Origin of the sequence: Clostridium pasteurianum, from assembly GCF_001705235.1 — a bacterium.
Lineage (GTDB): Bacteria > Bacillota > Clostridia > Clostridiales > Clostridiaceae > Clostridium_S > Clostridium_S pasteurianum_A.
Genome location: NZ_MCGV01000001.1, coordinates 1,007,445 through 1,021,849 on the forward strand (window position 1 = coordinate 1,007,445; position 14,405 = coordinate 1,021,849).

Below are 14,405 nucleotides of genomic sequence, written 5' to 3' on the forward strand. Positions count from 1 at the left end.
ATGCTTATTATAAAGTTATTTTTTACTTATTAAGATACCAGAATTATCTGCATCAATTTGAACAGTAGTTCCTTCATAAATTTCTCCACTAATAAACTTTTTAGCTATTTCTGTTTCAATTACATTTTCAATATATCTTTTTAAAGGTCTTGCACCATAAACTGGATCGTAACCTTCTTTTGCTATAAATTTTTTAGCATTATCAGTAACATTAACACTTATATTTTTCTCTTTTAGATTATTTTTTATATCTAAAAGGAATATATCAATAATTTTACCGATTTCGTCCCCTGAAAGTGGCTTAAACATTATTATATCATCAAGCCTATTTAAGAATTCAGGTTTAAATCTTAATTTAAGCTCATTCATTACTTTGGATCTGGTTTCATCATCAATGGATGAATCTCCTTTATTACCTAATAGATATTGACTTCCTATATTTGAAGTCATTATTATTATAGCATTTTTAAAGTCTACTGTATTTCCCTTATTGTCCGTAAGCCTTCCATCGTCAAATATTTGAAGGAATATATTAAACACATCATTATGTGCTTTTTCTATTTCATCAAATAATATTACGCTATATGGCTTCCTTCTAACAGCTTCTGTTAACTGTCCTCCTTCTTCATATCCAACATAACCTGGAGGTGGTCCTATAAGCCTTGATACTGAATGCTTCTCCATATATTCTGACATATCAATTCTTATTATATTGCTCTCACTGTCAAAAAGAGTTCTTGCAAGAGTTTTCGCAAGTTCTGTTTTCCCTACACCAGTTGGGCCTAAAAATATGAATGATCCTATAGGCTTAGTCATATCCTTAAGACCTGCTCTTGCCCTTATAACAGCATTAGCAACAGCTGTAACTGCTTCATCTTGACCTATTACCCGTTTTGAAAGTTCTTCTGGAAGTCTAATTAGCTTTTTCTTTTCCCCTTCTACAAGTTTCGAAACAGGAATACCAGTCCATTTTGAAACTATTTGAGACACCTGTTCTTCAGTAACCTCTTCACGAAGCATTGCATTTTCTCCGTTTTTCTTTATTGCTTCTTCGCTCTCTTCAATTTGCTTTTCTAATTTAGGAATCTCACCATATTTAAGTTCAGCGGCCCTGTTTAAATCATACTCTCTTTCCGCTTTTTCAATTTGTCCTCTTACATCATCAAGCTTAGTTTTAAGATCCTTTACTCCCTGTATTTGAGCCTTTTCTTTTTCATATTTAGCGGTCATAGCTTTATCTTTTTCTTTTAAATTGCTAATTTCCTCTTCTACTATCTTTAATCTCTCAATTGAAGCCTTATCAGTTTCTTTACTAAGAGCCTCTTTTTCTATTTCCATCTGAAATATTTTTCTCTTGAGCATATCAAGATTTGTAGGCATGCTATCTATTTCCATCCTCACTGCAGCGCCAGCCTCATCAATTAAATCAATCGCTTTATCTGGCAAAAATCTTCCTGTAATATACCTATCAGATAGTTTCACAGCAGCAATTATAGCATTATCATGTATTCTAACTCCATGATGTATTTCAAATCTTTCTTTAAGACCTCTTAATATAGATATTGCATCTTGAGGTGTTGGCTCATCTATAGTAACTGGCTGAAACCTTCTTTCAAGTGCCTTATCCTTTTCTATATACTTTCTATATTCATCAAAAGTTGTAGCTCCTATACAGTGAAGCTCTCCTCTAGCAAGCATTGGCTTTATAATATTACCTGCATCCATTGCTCCTTCAGTTTTACCTGCTCCAACTATAGTATGAATTTCATCTATGAATAAAATAATTTTACCTTCACTTTTTTCAACTTCTTTTAATACAGCCTTAAGTCTTTCCTCAAACTCTCCTCTGTATTTTGCACCTGCAATAAGAGAACCCATATCAAGTGAGAATAATACTTTATTTTTTAAGCCTTCAGGGACATCTCCTCTTACAATTCTTTCTGCAAGTCCCTCTACTATTGCTGTCTTTCCAACTCCAGGTTCACCAATAAGTACAGGATTATTTTTAGTTCTTCTTGATAAAATTCTTATAACACTCCTTATCTCCTCGTCTCTACCTATAACAGGATCTAATTTATGTTTTTTAGCATCTTTAACAAGATCTCTTCCATATTTATTAAGAGCATCATATGTTCCTTCTGGATCTGAAGTATCAACTCTTTGATTACCCCTAACCTCTGCTAATACCTTTAAAAATTCTTTCCTTGATACACCATTCTTACTCAAAATCTTTCCTATAACATTAGAATCTTTATCCATTAGTGCTAGCATAACATGCTCAACACTTATATATGAATCTTTAAAATCCTTTGCTATTTTTTCGGCTCTTACAAATATTTCTTCAAATCTTCTAGTTGCATAAATTGAAGAATTTTGAGCACCCTCTCCAAGAATTTTAGGCATCTTATCAAGTTCAGCTTCTGTGTCTTTTTTAATTGCTTCTAAATTAACACCCATCTTTTGCAGTATATTAGGTATAAGTCCATCTTCTTGAGATATAATTGCCATAAAAAGGTGGATTGTATCAATTTGTTGATGATTATACCTTATAGCTATTGATTGACAATCATTTATAGCCTGCTGAACCTTCATTGTTAGTTTATCAACATCCATACTTCCACTTCCCTTTTTACTATATTTTTTCATCTAATTTTATAGCTAAATTAAAATATTTTAGTGATTCTTTTACATTATCAAATTTAAAGTACATATTTCCCATTTCCATATATCTATCATATAAAGCTTCTTTGTCACCTATTTTAATCAATAAATCAAGTGCTAAATTCATATACATTTCATAAGAATCAAAGTCTTTAAGCACATTAAAAATTTTAGATTTAAGATAATAACACTTTTCTATAAGCATATTATTATCCATTTCTATTGAATAATCTAGTATATCATCACATATATCCTTAAATTTGTGTAAATCATCACTTCTCAATATGCAATTAACAAAATTAATCATGTATGGCGTATATTTGTAATTAAGACCTACAGGAAATAACTTAAAAGCTTTGCTAATGCATTCCCTAGCATCTTCTATTTTATCATTTTCAACCATCTTCAATCCACAGTTGTACTCATATTTAGATTTTAATTCATCATTTATATTAATATATTTATAAGCCTTATCTTTAAAGAAGTTAAACTTATCAGTATTATCTTCTATAGATAAAAACATCATGAGATTATATATATACCCTATTTTTTCATCGTCATTTATTAAATGGATAAATTCAGTAAGTTTTTCACCTAATTGATACGCCTTATCGTGTTTATTACATAAAGCATAACATTTAGCTTCATAATAATAACTTCCTATCATTATATTAGTAAGTTCTTTATCACTGTTATTATTATCTTTTAACTCATTTCTAATTCTACTATAATAATTTATAGCCTGCTCATATTCACCACTCATAAAAAGATATTTTCCTATATCAAGATAATATTTAAATTTATTATTTCTGTTTTTAATCTTTCTAGATATATCATAATATTCCGAAGTCACACCTTGAATTGCTGTAAGATTATTTGTATCAAGATATAAATTAAATAATAAATGCATAAATTGAAATGCAACATCATAATACTCATACTGCTCTGCGTAGTACACATTATATCTTAAATATTCATCTTTCTTATTTTCTTCAACCTCATCCAGCTTATCAAGATTATTTTGAAATTGATCTTTAACACCATATTTCAAATATCCAAAATCAATATTAAGCTTTTTAGCTATAAATTCTAAAATTTCATCATCAGGATTTATTTTACCATTTTCAATGCAGCTCATCTTAGATACAGATATTTTATCATCACATATATCCTTAAGTGTAAGCCTTTTATAAATCCTTGCCCTTTTAATTTTTTCACCAACAGATAATATTTCCATACTTCTCACACCTATCTGATTACAAATCCTTTAATACGCCGATTTTCTTGAATCTTTCAATACCACTGTTAAGATATTTAGCAGCTTCAACATCATCGCCATTATCAATATAATATTTTCCTATTATAATTGAAAACTCTGCCGCTTCTTTTTCAAGATCCATGTTCTCAGCATACTGAAGGGCTCTTAATAAAATATTTTCAGCTTCCTTTAAGTTTTTGTTCAAGATACTTATTCTATATTTAATAAGATAATATTTGAGTACATCAAAAACATTATTTCCATCTATATTTTCTTTTATTTCATTCAAAACTTGTTGAGAATTTTCAGTATCTTTTAATTTTATGTAATTTTCACAAATATTACATAACGTTTCTATAAATTCATGTCCCTTTGTTTTTTTCCTTATCTCTTTTGCTTTATTTAAATGTATAAAAGATTCCTCTATGTTTTCAAACTCGTAGAATAACTTTCCAAGTTCATTTTCTATTTCAGCTACAGCAAATATATTATCATTTTCTTTAAATGCTTTTAATGCTTTTTCAGAATACCTTATTGCATTATCAATATCACCAATTCTGCTGTATTCTTTAGCTAACATAAGAAGAGTCTTTGCATATTCCTTTTTATTCTCAAGTTCAGCAAACTTTTCTTTAGCTAGCAAGCAATATTTGATTGTTTTATTGCTATCATCCATTTTAAAATAAACTAGTGACATATAATAGTAAATTTCTCCTATTAAAAAGTCATTTCCAATATCATTATCCCTTGACACTCTTTCAGCTTGTTCAAAATAACTACAAGCCGAATTATAAGCTTTTAGTTTTAGAGTAATCTTACCAAGATTTATAAATGTATTAATTATATCTTCATATTTATTTTCTTTTATAAAAAGGACATTAGTCGAAAGAAAGAATTGTTGTGCTACCCCTAATTCATTCTTATACATATTTATGCATCCATATAAATACAAAGTTCTTGCTTTTCGATAAGAAATTTTATAATTTTCTGCATAATACATTGCCTTTTCAAGATACTGCTCTGCTTCCGTAAGCTCATCATTAAGCATATAAGCCTCTGCCGTATTTTCATAATATACACATATTTTTTCAGCTTGAGTTTCTTCAGATTCCATTAAATACTCAACGGATGTGTTAAGAGTATTTGCAAGATACTCAAGTAAATCCATACTTGGATTAGATTTCCCTGATTCAACAAGACTGATTTGTCCTGGTGTAATCCTGTCTCCAGCTAAATCCTTAAGTGTCATATTTAATTCTTTTCTTCTCGCTTTAATCTTTTCTCCCAAAGACAATATCTCCATACATATCTTCCTTTACTCGCTTATGTAATTTAAATTTAATTTAATTTTTTTATTAATTTTTTACATTTATATCATGTTAATTATATAAATGTATTTTTTATTGTGCAATATGATTATAACATATTTTTTCTTAAAATTCCAAAAATCTAATCCATTTTTTTAATCTTTCTAAATAAAAATCGGATATTTCTATCCGATTTTCTTATTTACCAAGTATTTTCATTGAATCCATTATATCCTCTGCTGTTTCTCTTATCATTCTACCTGATTTTCTGAACTTTTTTCTAGTACCTTTACTAAGTTCTGGTAATATTATCATTCCTGCTACTGCTCCAATCATTGCCCCTGTTGTTACTCCTTTTAAATACTTCATAAAGCATTTCCTCCCTTTTAATCTTTAATAAACATAATTAAGTAATTTTTAACAATAATTTAAGTTTTCTTTAAAAATACAAAATCACCTAATTTATTCGTTTATATATTGTGCATTTTTCATATTTTTAAACATTCATTTTACTTGTTTTATTTACCAATAGACATTAAAAAAATATCATGTATAATTGTATTATGTAAACCACATTGACATAGGAGGATATTCAATGAAACATTTAAAAAATAAACATTTTACTATCCCCACTCTTATATTTTTAATTTCATTTAGTTTACTCATGCTCTCTTCTTTACAGCATAACAAAAATTTTTATAAAACATACACAAGCTTTGAAAAAGATATTAAATTAAATAGCATTGATACCGTTTACTTAACATCATCCCCCGAAATAACTGTAAAACTTAAAGACGGTACAATTTACACTACTGATAATCCAAGAATAGATACCTTTAAAGAAAACCTATTAAAAAGCAATATAAAAGTTTCAGAACAAAGTTTTAGAGATTTAAAAAGTACAATTTATTTAATAGTTATTTCACTCTCTCTTCTGTATATAATAATTGCATATATTAAAATTTTCAAAATATCACTACCAACAAAAAAAATTTTTGCTATAGATAAATTAGAAACCGAAAGTATAGGTGATATTGGCATAAAATTTGACGATATAGCTGGAAATGAAGAAGCAAAGGAAGGCGTTAAGGATATAATAGATTTTCTTAAAAATCCAGAAAAATACAGCTCTTATGGTGCAAGAATGCCAAAAGGTGTGATTTTCTATGGTGAACCAGGTACAGGAAAAACCTTACTAGCAAAGGCAATTGCCGGTGAAGCTAATGTACCCTTCTATGCAATGTCAGGTTCTGATTTCGTACAAATATATGTAGGTGTCGGTGCAAGTAGAATAAGACAGCTTTTTAAAAAGGCTCGTGAAAATGGAAAAGCAGTTATCTTTATAGATGAAATTGATGCTATAGGAAAGAAACGTGATGGTGGAAAGTCTGGAGGCTCAGAAGAAAGAGACCAAACTTTAAATGCTCTTTTAACAGAAATGTCTGGCTTTAAAGAAAAAGAGGGCATAGTTGTAATTGCTGCTACTAATAGAATTGATGTTCTAGACAGTGCTCTTCTCCGTCCGGGAAGATTCGACAGACACATTGAAATAAATTTACCTGATATTTCTGCAAGAAAAAAAATCTTAAATCTTCTTACTAAGAATAAACCTGTAAGAGACATAGACATAAATGATTTAGCTCAAAAAACTGCCTACTTCTCAGGTGCCAAATTAGAAAACTTAATAAATGAAGCAGCTATAATTGCATGTAAAGATAGCAGTACTTTTATTGAAGATAAGCATATAGATAAAGCTTTTTCTATTGTACTTGCAGGATATGAAAAAGTAGATAGATCACATATTTCTTTAAAAGATAGAAAAATAACAGCTTATCATGAATCAGGACATGCATTGGTTTCATTAAAGGTACTTCCTGAAGAAAAAATATCAAAAGTAACTATAATTCCAAGCACTAATGGCTCGGGTGGCTATACTTTAAGTATACCCGAAGACAAGATGTATCAAAGTAAAAATTATATAAAAAATAGAATTAAAGTTTTACTTGGAGGAAGAGCAGCAGAAGAAATTATTTTTGGAAAAGATGCCATAACAACTGGAGCATACAGCGATTTAAAAAAAGTTACATCAATGGTCACAAAATTGGTAACACAGTATGGCATGGGATCAAGCTTAGGACTTCTAAATGCAGATGAATTATCTGAAATTAACTATTCAGCTTCAAATTCAGTAGTTGATGAATGCAAAGAACTAGTTGAAGAGCTCTATTCAGATACTAAAAATATTATATTAGAAAACAAAACTATACTTGAAAATATGTCAGATAAACTGATAGCTGATGAAACTCTTAACTATGATGATATTAAAGAATTATTGTTAGGTGACAATATTTAGAAGCAACTTAAAGAAAATTAAGAATGAATGACGATTTTCCGCCACTTATATCTTAAAATCTAATAATATATAACTACCTCTGTTTCCCCCAAATGAAATGGAGGTAGTTATAATTTTATTGTCTTTCCCATATTTTATTTCCAAGTATAAGTGAAATAATCATTCCACCTATAAGACCACCTAAATGAGCAAATATATCTATATTAGGTATAGTAAAACTTATGAATATATTAAGAATAACAACGGATACCATATTCATAAGAAAACTCTTTCCTATTCTCGTGCGCAGCTTAAATCCAAGCACAACAGCTGCTCCTAAAAGGCCAAAGATTGCACCTGAAGCACCAATAGAAAGTCCACTACTAAATAAATAGCTAAATATTGATGCAGTAAGTCCTGATAAGAAATATATGGCAGTATATTTTGCCTTTCCATATACATTCTCAAGCATGTACCCCATACAGTACAATGAATACATATTTGCACCTATATGAACTAGTCCACCATGTAAAAACATACAAGTTATCAATCTATAATACTGTCCGCTATCTATTAAAGCATTATTTTTAGCTCCAAGCAAATTAAGTACAGCAGAATTTATTTCAATAGGGTTATTAGATAACCAAGCAGAAATAGCATACACTATTACATTAACAGCGATTATTATCCATGTTACAGTCATACTACCTTTATTTTGGGTTGTCCTCACAATTTCATTCAAAAGCATATTGAGTAATTTTACAATTTGCTCGTTATTTCCATTGAAATAAACTATTTGATTTTTAATATAGTTTATTACTATAAATTCGCCCTTACCATGATTTTCTGCATACCTCTTCCATGCCTCATTATTATCTACCATTAAAACTTTAACTAAATTTTCATCATTAACTTCTTCAAATCTTTTATTGTCACACGAAGAATAATCTATATAATGAAACTTACTTTCATCCGAAAAAACTATGTATTTTTCTGTATACTCATTTTTAAAAGAAACCGCCCAAAATTTTATATCGTTTTGTAAGCAGTTACATTCTTTAAGAGTTCCTCCTGCTCTTCTGGATAAGTTTTCAATTAAATATTTTTCAGTTTTTATCATCTTTCCTCCGTAACCTTAGATATATTGATCCTTCTTTCCTTCCATTTCTTTAAATATTCTGTCCATTTCATTCTTTATTAAACTGCATAATTCATTTATTCTTTTTCCCATTCCATTATGTTCTTCTATATAATCAAATTTAGCAAGCCATGTTGGATTGTACTCATCATCTACTTCACTTATAGAAAATCCTTTCTCCATAAATGCTTTTTCATTAAATAAATCATAACAAGCTGAATATTCCCAATCTTCCACATCATTTTTGGTATTAAACCATACCTTTACCTTATCTCCGTCATAGTACATTTTAACGATATACTCTGCTCCATCATTTACTTCATAGCTTCCAATCTCTTTTAAAAAACTGTTGTCATTTTCTTTTCTTTCAAATAAAACTAACGATGTAAAATCCATATAAATAATTCCTTTCCTAAATAAAATGAAAATCTATATTGTAATTTTTAACTTTTAGCAATATAATTATACTGTAAATATTTTCCATTGAGTAGGAGTGTATACATGTTTAAAGAATTTATCATAAAAAACAAAAAATTAATTACTTTAATATTTCTAGTTCTTTTAATAATATCTTATGCAAACTACAAAATAAATTTAAATAAACGTCGTGATATAACATATGCAGCTAATTACTATATGACATCTGGAATTTTCAATACACATAAATTATACAAAATAGATTCATATATATTAAAGTTTTCATCTGATGATGAATCAATTTTGCTTGTAAGCGGTATGGAGGAAAAATCTCCACACAAAACTGTAAGCTACAAGCTGACAATGATTAAAACCTCCTCAGGAATATGGAAGTTAAAACGTATTGAAAAATCAGGTTTATATTAATTAAATTATTTATCTCTATCCTTATTAAATTTATTCATGCAGTCACTACAAAGTGCCTTCATCTTAAGCTCATGATCTATTAAGACAAATCCTGTTTTATTCTTTATAATCTCCTCAACTTGATCCATGGGACATTCTATTTCTATTTCCTTATTGCACATATTGCATTTTAAAATATGCTTATGTGTTTTTCCTTTAATTTTGTAGCTGTATTTTCCATTTCCTAAATCTACTTTACTTACAACATTTTTCTCCTCAAACAAATCCAAACTTCTATAAACAGTAGATAAATCAGCAAATTTGCCTTCACTATTGCAACTGTTATATATACTTTCTACTGTAAGCGCATCATTTGCCTTACTTAATATATCCAATATCTTAATCCTGCACTTAGTGGACTTAATATTGTGATTTTTTAGGCACATTTTTAAATCCATACTATCACCTTAATATCCTATTAAAAATATACGACAAAACATTATATTAAAGAGAAACCAGTTTAACTATTGGTTTCTCTTTAATTATATCATAATCATATGTCAATATAACATCTATATAAATTTTTCAATATAAAATATGGATTTTCCAGAGCAAAGCAGCGGAAAATCCTTCTTAATTCTTAATTTTCTTTGATGCGCAGTTCCTTATTTTTTATATCAAAAAAAACTATCGCACTAATTTTTAGTACGACAGTATCTCAATTAATTACTATTTTAAAAAAACATCATTTTCAATCCAAAAATAACCAATATAACTCCACCTATATAATCAGCATACTTGCATACTAAATCTATCTTCTTTAGGTATCTTGATATAATAAATGCTATAACTGACAAAACAAAAGTCACAATTCCTATAAATACAGAATCCATAAATATAAAAAAATTGCTTGATAATTTGTTGAATACAGTAAACCCAACAACAGCTGCATCTATACTAACTGAAATTCCTAAAATAAAATACATCTTAGCACTTAAAAGTAATTTTTCTTCTTTATGTTCAAAACCATCTTTTATCATAAATATGCCTACGAAAGCAATTATTATACCTCCAATAATTTGTGGTACAGCTACTATGTAAGTGTTAAAAATGAAGCCAGCATATGCTCCTACAAATGTACATAAAAATTGAAAAAATCCAAAAGATAAGGAAAACATTACTTTGTTTTTCCTTTTAACACAATTATCAAGTCCAATACTAATTGCAATTCCAAAAGCATCTAATGATAATGCCACTGCAATCACAAACAAAGAATAAAAATTCATAAATTCCTCCCAAACAAAGTTATTATGCACAGGATTTCTACATTTTAATAGGCATTTAGTAAAAACATTTAAGCAATATAATTATTTACCCCCGTATAGATCCCTATAAACTATTTCAAAAACACGAAGAGCATCACCTATTTTATCCTTTAAAAGATATTTTTTGTTTTCAAGTTCCTTTAATCCTTCATCGGTTATACTGTATATCTTCTGCTTTTTTTTACTTCCGCTATCCCATTTTCCTTCTACTTGAGACTTTTTCTCCATTTTATTTAATATAGGGTATATTCCACCAGTACTTGGAATCCATAGTCCGTTCGTTCTCTTACCTATCTGATTCGCAATATCATTACCATTGGTAGATCCTAAACTCAATACAAAAAGAACATAAAGCGGAAGAAGTCCTTTTGTAAAGACCTGTCCAACAGCTTTTCCTTCTTTTTTTATCTTCCTAAGTTTTGCAACTTTTTGTTTGTATTCTTCATAAAGCCTTTTTTCTTCCTCTTTAATATCTAATTCATTATTATGCATATTATTCCTCTAATAGTACAATTGCTATAAGTCCAGGTCCACTATGAACTCCCATAACAGGACCCAAACACCCATTAAAAATAACTTCAGTAATATTATGAATCTGTTTTACTTTATTAGAAAATTCTCTTGCTTCTTCCTCTGCATATCCATGAACAATGTAAGCTCTGCATTTGTGTTTTTCAGTTATACGTTTTGCTATTTCAAGAAGCCTATTCAATGATTGTTTTCTTCCTCTTACCTTATCATAAGCATAATAAACACCATTTTCGTCAACCGTAATTATTGGCTTAATATTTAAAAACTTGCCTATCGTTCCTGCTATTCTACCTATTCTACCACCTTTTCTTAAATAATCAAGTGTACCAACAACAAAGTATCCATGTATTCTTTTTCTTATTTCAGGTATAGCTTCTACTATTTCATCAAAGCTTTTTTTATTATTAAGGAGTTTAGCACATTCTATAACTAATACACCCTCACCTATAGTTAAAATCTTAGAATCATATATGAAAGATTTAATTTTAGGATGATCATCTGCAATCATTTTAAGTCCATTAAACATTCCTGAAAGTCCACTTGAAATCGTTATACCTATAACATGAGTATATCCTTCTTCTTCAAGTTTTGTATATAAATCGTCCATATCTTGAAGTGATGGCATTGAGGACTTTGGAACTTCAACTTCTAAATTTTTATAAACTTCCTCAGACGTTATATCTATCTTATCTCTATATTCTTTATCTCTATAAATAATTCTAAACGCAAGCACGTTTATATTATTTTCCTTTATAAACTTTTCTGGCAAATCCGCACCGGTATCAGTTACAATTGCTATTTTCTCCATATATAATATTCTCCTTTTACTTTTTACACATTAAAAAATCACTTTTATTATACATTATCACTACTGATATATCAATAGTGATATATCAGTAGTGATAAGCATACGCAGTGTTAATCCTATCCAGATATTTTAATATAATCTTAAAATTCGTCGGCTCTTAAGTGTTTTTACACTACATTAAGTCGACGAAAAAAATTTCATACCCTATAAGGTTAACACAGCAAAGAAGTGGCATATGCTGCCGCCCATAACAAACAGATGCCAAATAGCATGATTGTATGGAATTTTATCAAATAGAAATAACAGCGAACCAAGTGTATATACTACACCACCGGCAACTAGAAGCACAATTCCTTGAACCGGCATAACTGTTAATATGGTTTTAAAATAAAATATAATCATCCATCCCATTATTACATATATAAGTGTAGATATTTTTTCAAATTTACCGCAGTAAAAAACCTTGAGTATTATCCCAAACACAGCTGCCGTCCATACAACAGAAAAAATTATCCAACCACCATGTTTTCTAAGTATCGTTAAAGCAAAGGGAGTATATGTTCCAGCAATTAATATATAAATAGATGCATGATCAAATATTCTAAAAACCCGCTTAGCTTTTTTATTTTGTATACTGTGATAAAGAGTAGAAAATAAATATAGTAAAACAAGACATGTACCATAAATACTGTAGCTAACTACATACCATGCACTGCCAGTCCTGGCTGCAAAAACTATAAGAATAACAAGAGCTGCAATTGCTAATGCCGCACCAATACCGTGTGTTATTGCATTTGCAATTTCTTCACCCACTGTATAAAAACTATCCTCATCCATATTACCACTCCTTTTACTGTAAAAATTACACATTCAATGTTGAGTTATTATATCACTTAAATTTAGTTTTTACAAATATATATAGCACGTAATTTCTATTATATTGTGAATCAAGTTAGGGGTTTTTCGTCACAGCCAAGGAACAATTAAAAAAAGCTCTAATAAATCTTTGCAAAAAAATTATAAAATTCTTAGATATTATAATACACAAGTTTTAGGCAAAACCATAACATGTTGACGAGCAAAGCAATGTCAGAACCCCTACAAACTAATTATGTCCAATACACACTGTTTACGCCCAAAATTCCGTAGGCACGGAGGAATTTTTTCATTGTTTTACCTCAAAAGCGAATTAACATTGATGAAGGAACAATTTAAAAAAGCTCTAATAAATCTTGGCAAAAAAATCATAAAATACTTAGAGTTTTAAATTTGTTTGAACGTTAGTGAGTTATTCAAAACCCTTAGTATTTTATGATTTTTTTACCTTAGATTTATAGAGCTTTTTTAATGTTCCAAATCAATGTTAATTCGCTATACAGCTTCTTTTCTATTTTCTAAAAACTGTACTTCCTCTCCTATAACTTCAGTAACATATTTTCTATTTCCATCGTTATCAGCATAGCTTCTTATCTGTATTCTTCCAACTACTCCAACAAGGCTGCCTTTTTTCATATACTTTGCAACATTTTCTGCTAACTTGCCCCATACAGTAATAGGAATAAAATCTGCTATATTTTCACCATTATCTTTCTTTTTTCTCCTATTTACTGCTATAGTAAAGTCACATACATCATTTCCAGTTGCTTCTATATGCTTAATAACTGGATCTTTAGCCATTCTTCCTATTAAAAGTGTTTTATTCATAATCTAACTCCTCGTTTAATATATTGTAATACTTTACCAGTATATATCGTTATTATTGTCAATTTTTAGATTTTATAAACACACCTTGATAAAAATATAGTATAATATGAATTATTTCTATGCTAAAAATAATAGACTTATAGCTAAGAAACCAATAAAGGAGGATATTATGAATGAACATATAGACCCAACAGTGTGTCCAATCTGTGGTAAGGACAATAACTGCGGAAATAGAAAAGGCCTGCCACATGGTGAATGCTGGTGCAGCCACATAAAAGTACCTCAAGGTTTAAAGGATTTAGTACCAGAACATTTAAAAATGAAAGCCTGCATATGCAAAGACTGTGTAGATAAATATAAGGCAGAACATGACTTAGAATAGGCAATATGTATATTTGCAAAAATAATTATAATCAATTTTGAGATACATAAAAGAGACTGTAGCATTAAATACCAAAAAAAGAACGTACCATGTTTGTTTACACAAATCTATGTACGTTCCTATTCTGATTTCACACA

The 14,405-nt window shown here is 29.1% G+C and carries 15 protein-coding genes; 3 read left to right on the forward strand and 12 right to left on the reverse strand.

What is annotated here, in order from left to right; translation table 11 throughout:
• Nucleotides 1-15 precede the first annotated feature (15 nt).
• The 4 genes from clpB to BEE63_RS21350 all read right to left on the reverse strand — a co-directional run bounded on the left by clpB (nt 16) and on the right by BEE63_RS21350 (nt 5,595).
• The gene (gene clpB / locus BEE63_RS04615; RefSeq protein WP_066023160.1) at nt 16-2,613 is read right to left on the reverse strand and encodes an ATP-dependent chaperone ClpB; all 2,598 of its coding nucleotides are present in this window, start codon (nt 2,611-2,613) and stop codon (nt 16-18) included.
• A gap of 19 nt (nt 2,614-2,632) precedes the next feature.
• A complete protein-coding gene (locus BEE63_RS04620) occupies nt 2,633-3,898 on the reverse strand; it encodes a helix-turn-helix domain-containing protein (RefSeq protein ID WP_066020260.1) in 1,266 nt (421 codons plus the stop codon).
• Between the two features lie 19 nt (nt 3,899-3,917).
• Complete coding sequence (locus tag BEE63_RS04625) at nt 3,918-5,222, reverse strand: helix-turn-helix domain-containing protein (protein ID WP_066020261.1); 1,305 nt, start codon at nt 5,220-5,222, stop codon at nt 3,918-3,920.
• 202 nt (nt 5,223-5,424) lie between these two features.
• Nucleotides 5,425-5,595, reverse strand: a complete 171-nt coding sequence (locus BEE63_RS21350) for a YtxH domain-containing protein (protein ID WP_100369866.1) — start codon at nt 5,593-5,595, stop codon at nt 5,425-5,427.
• Between the two features lie 226 nt (nt 5,596-5,821).
• Here BEE63_RS21350 and BEE63_RS04630 point away from each other — a divergent pair, with 226 nt between their 5' ends.
• Nucleotides 5,822-7,579, forward strand: a complete 1,758-nt coding sequence (locus BEE63_RS04630; RefSeq protein ID WP_066020262.1) for an ATP-dependent metallopeptidase FtsH/Yme1/Tma family protein — start codon at nt 5,822-5,824, stop codon at nt 7,577-7,579.
• 115 nt (nt 7,580-7,694) lie between these two features.
• Here the strand turns inward: BEE63_RS04630 and BEE63_RS04635 are convergent, their stop codons facing one another.
• On the reverse strand, nt 7,695-8,678 hold the full coding sequence (locus BEE63_RS04635; RefSeq protein WP_066020263.1) for a rhomboid family intramembrane serine protease: 984 nt from the start codon (nt 8,676-8,678) through the stop codon (nt 7,695-7,697).
• 15 nt (nt 8,679-8,693) lie between these two features.
• Nucleotides 8,694-9,092 (reverse strand): DUF6762 family protein, encoded by a 399-nt coding sequence (locus BEE63_RS04640; protein WP_066020264.1) that lies wholly within the window; start codon nt 9,090-9,092, stop codon nt 8,694-8,696.
• Between the two features lie 105 nt (nt 9,093-9,197).
• On the opposite strand from BEE63_RS04640, the gene BEE63_RS04645 reads away from it, so the two are divergent.
• Nucleotides 9,198-9,539 carry a hypothetical protein gene (locus tag BEE63_RS04645; protein WP_066020265.1) on the forward strand — a complete coding sequence of 114 codons (342 nt, stop codon included), beginning with the start codon at nt 9,198-9,200 and terminating at the stop codon, nt 9,537-9,539.
• A 5-nt stretch (nt 9,540-9,544) separates the two neighbouring features.
• Here the strand turns inward: BEE63_RS04645 and BEE63_RS04650 are convergent, their stop codons facing one another.
• From BEE63_RS04650 to BEE63_RS04675, 6 genes are all read right to left on the reverse strand, one after another.
• Nucleotides 9,545-9,976, reverse strand: a complete 432-nt coding sequence (locus tag BEE63_RS04650) for a Fur family transcriptional regulator (protein ID WP_066020266.1) — start codon at nt 9,974-9,976, stop codon at nt 9,545-9,547.
• A gap of 276 nt (nt 9,977-10,252) precedes the next feature.
• Nucleotides 10,253-10,804 carry a manganese efflux pump MntP gene (locus tag BEE63_RS04655; RefSeq protein ID WP_066020267.1) on the reverse strand — a complete coding sequence of 184 codons (552 nt, stop codon included), beginning with the start codon at nt 10,802-10,804 and terminating at the stop codon, nt 10,253-10,255.
• Between the two features lie 81 nt (nt 10,805-10,885).
• On the reverse strand, nt 10,886-11,335 hold the full coding sequence (locus BEE63_RS04660; protein WP_066020268.1) for a PadR family transcriptional regulator: 450 nt from the start codon (nt 11,333-11,335) through the stop codon (nt 10,886-10,888).
• A 1-nt stretch (nt 11,336) separates the two neighbouring features.
• Entirely contained in the window at nt 11,337-12,182 is an 846-nt protein-coding gene (locus BEE63_RS04665; protein ID WP_066020269.1) for a DegV family protein, read from the reverse strand.
• A gap of 204 nt (nt 12,183-12,386) precedes the next feature.
• Entirely contained in the window at nt 12,387-13,019 is a 633-nt protein-coding gene (gene trhA, locus BEE63_RS04670) for a PAQR family membrane homeostasis protein TrhA (RefSeq protein WP_066020270.1), read from the reverse strand.
• Between the two features lie 534 nt (nt 13,020-13,553).
• On the reverse strand, nt 13,554-13,886 hold the full coding sequence (locus BEE63_RS04675) for a single-stranded DNA-binding protein (protein ID WP_066020271.1): 333 nt from the start codon (nt 13,884-13,886) through the stop codon (nt 13,554-13,556).
• 169 nt (nt 13,887-14,055) lie between these two features.
• Between BEE63_RS04675 and BEE63_RS04680 the strand changes: the two genes are divergently transcribed.
• Nucleotides 14,056-14,268 (forward strand): cysteine-rich CWC family protein, encoded by a 213-nt coding sequence (locus tag BEE63_RS04680; protein ID WP_066020272.1) that lies wholly within the window; start codon nt 14,056-14,058, stop codon nt 14,266-14,268.
• Nucleotides 14,269-14,405: the final 137 nt, after the last annotated feature.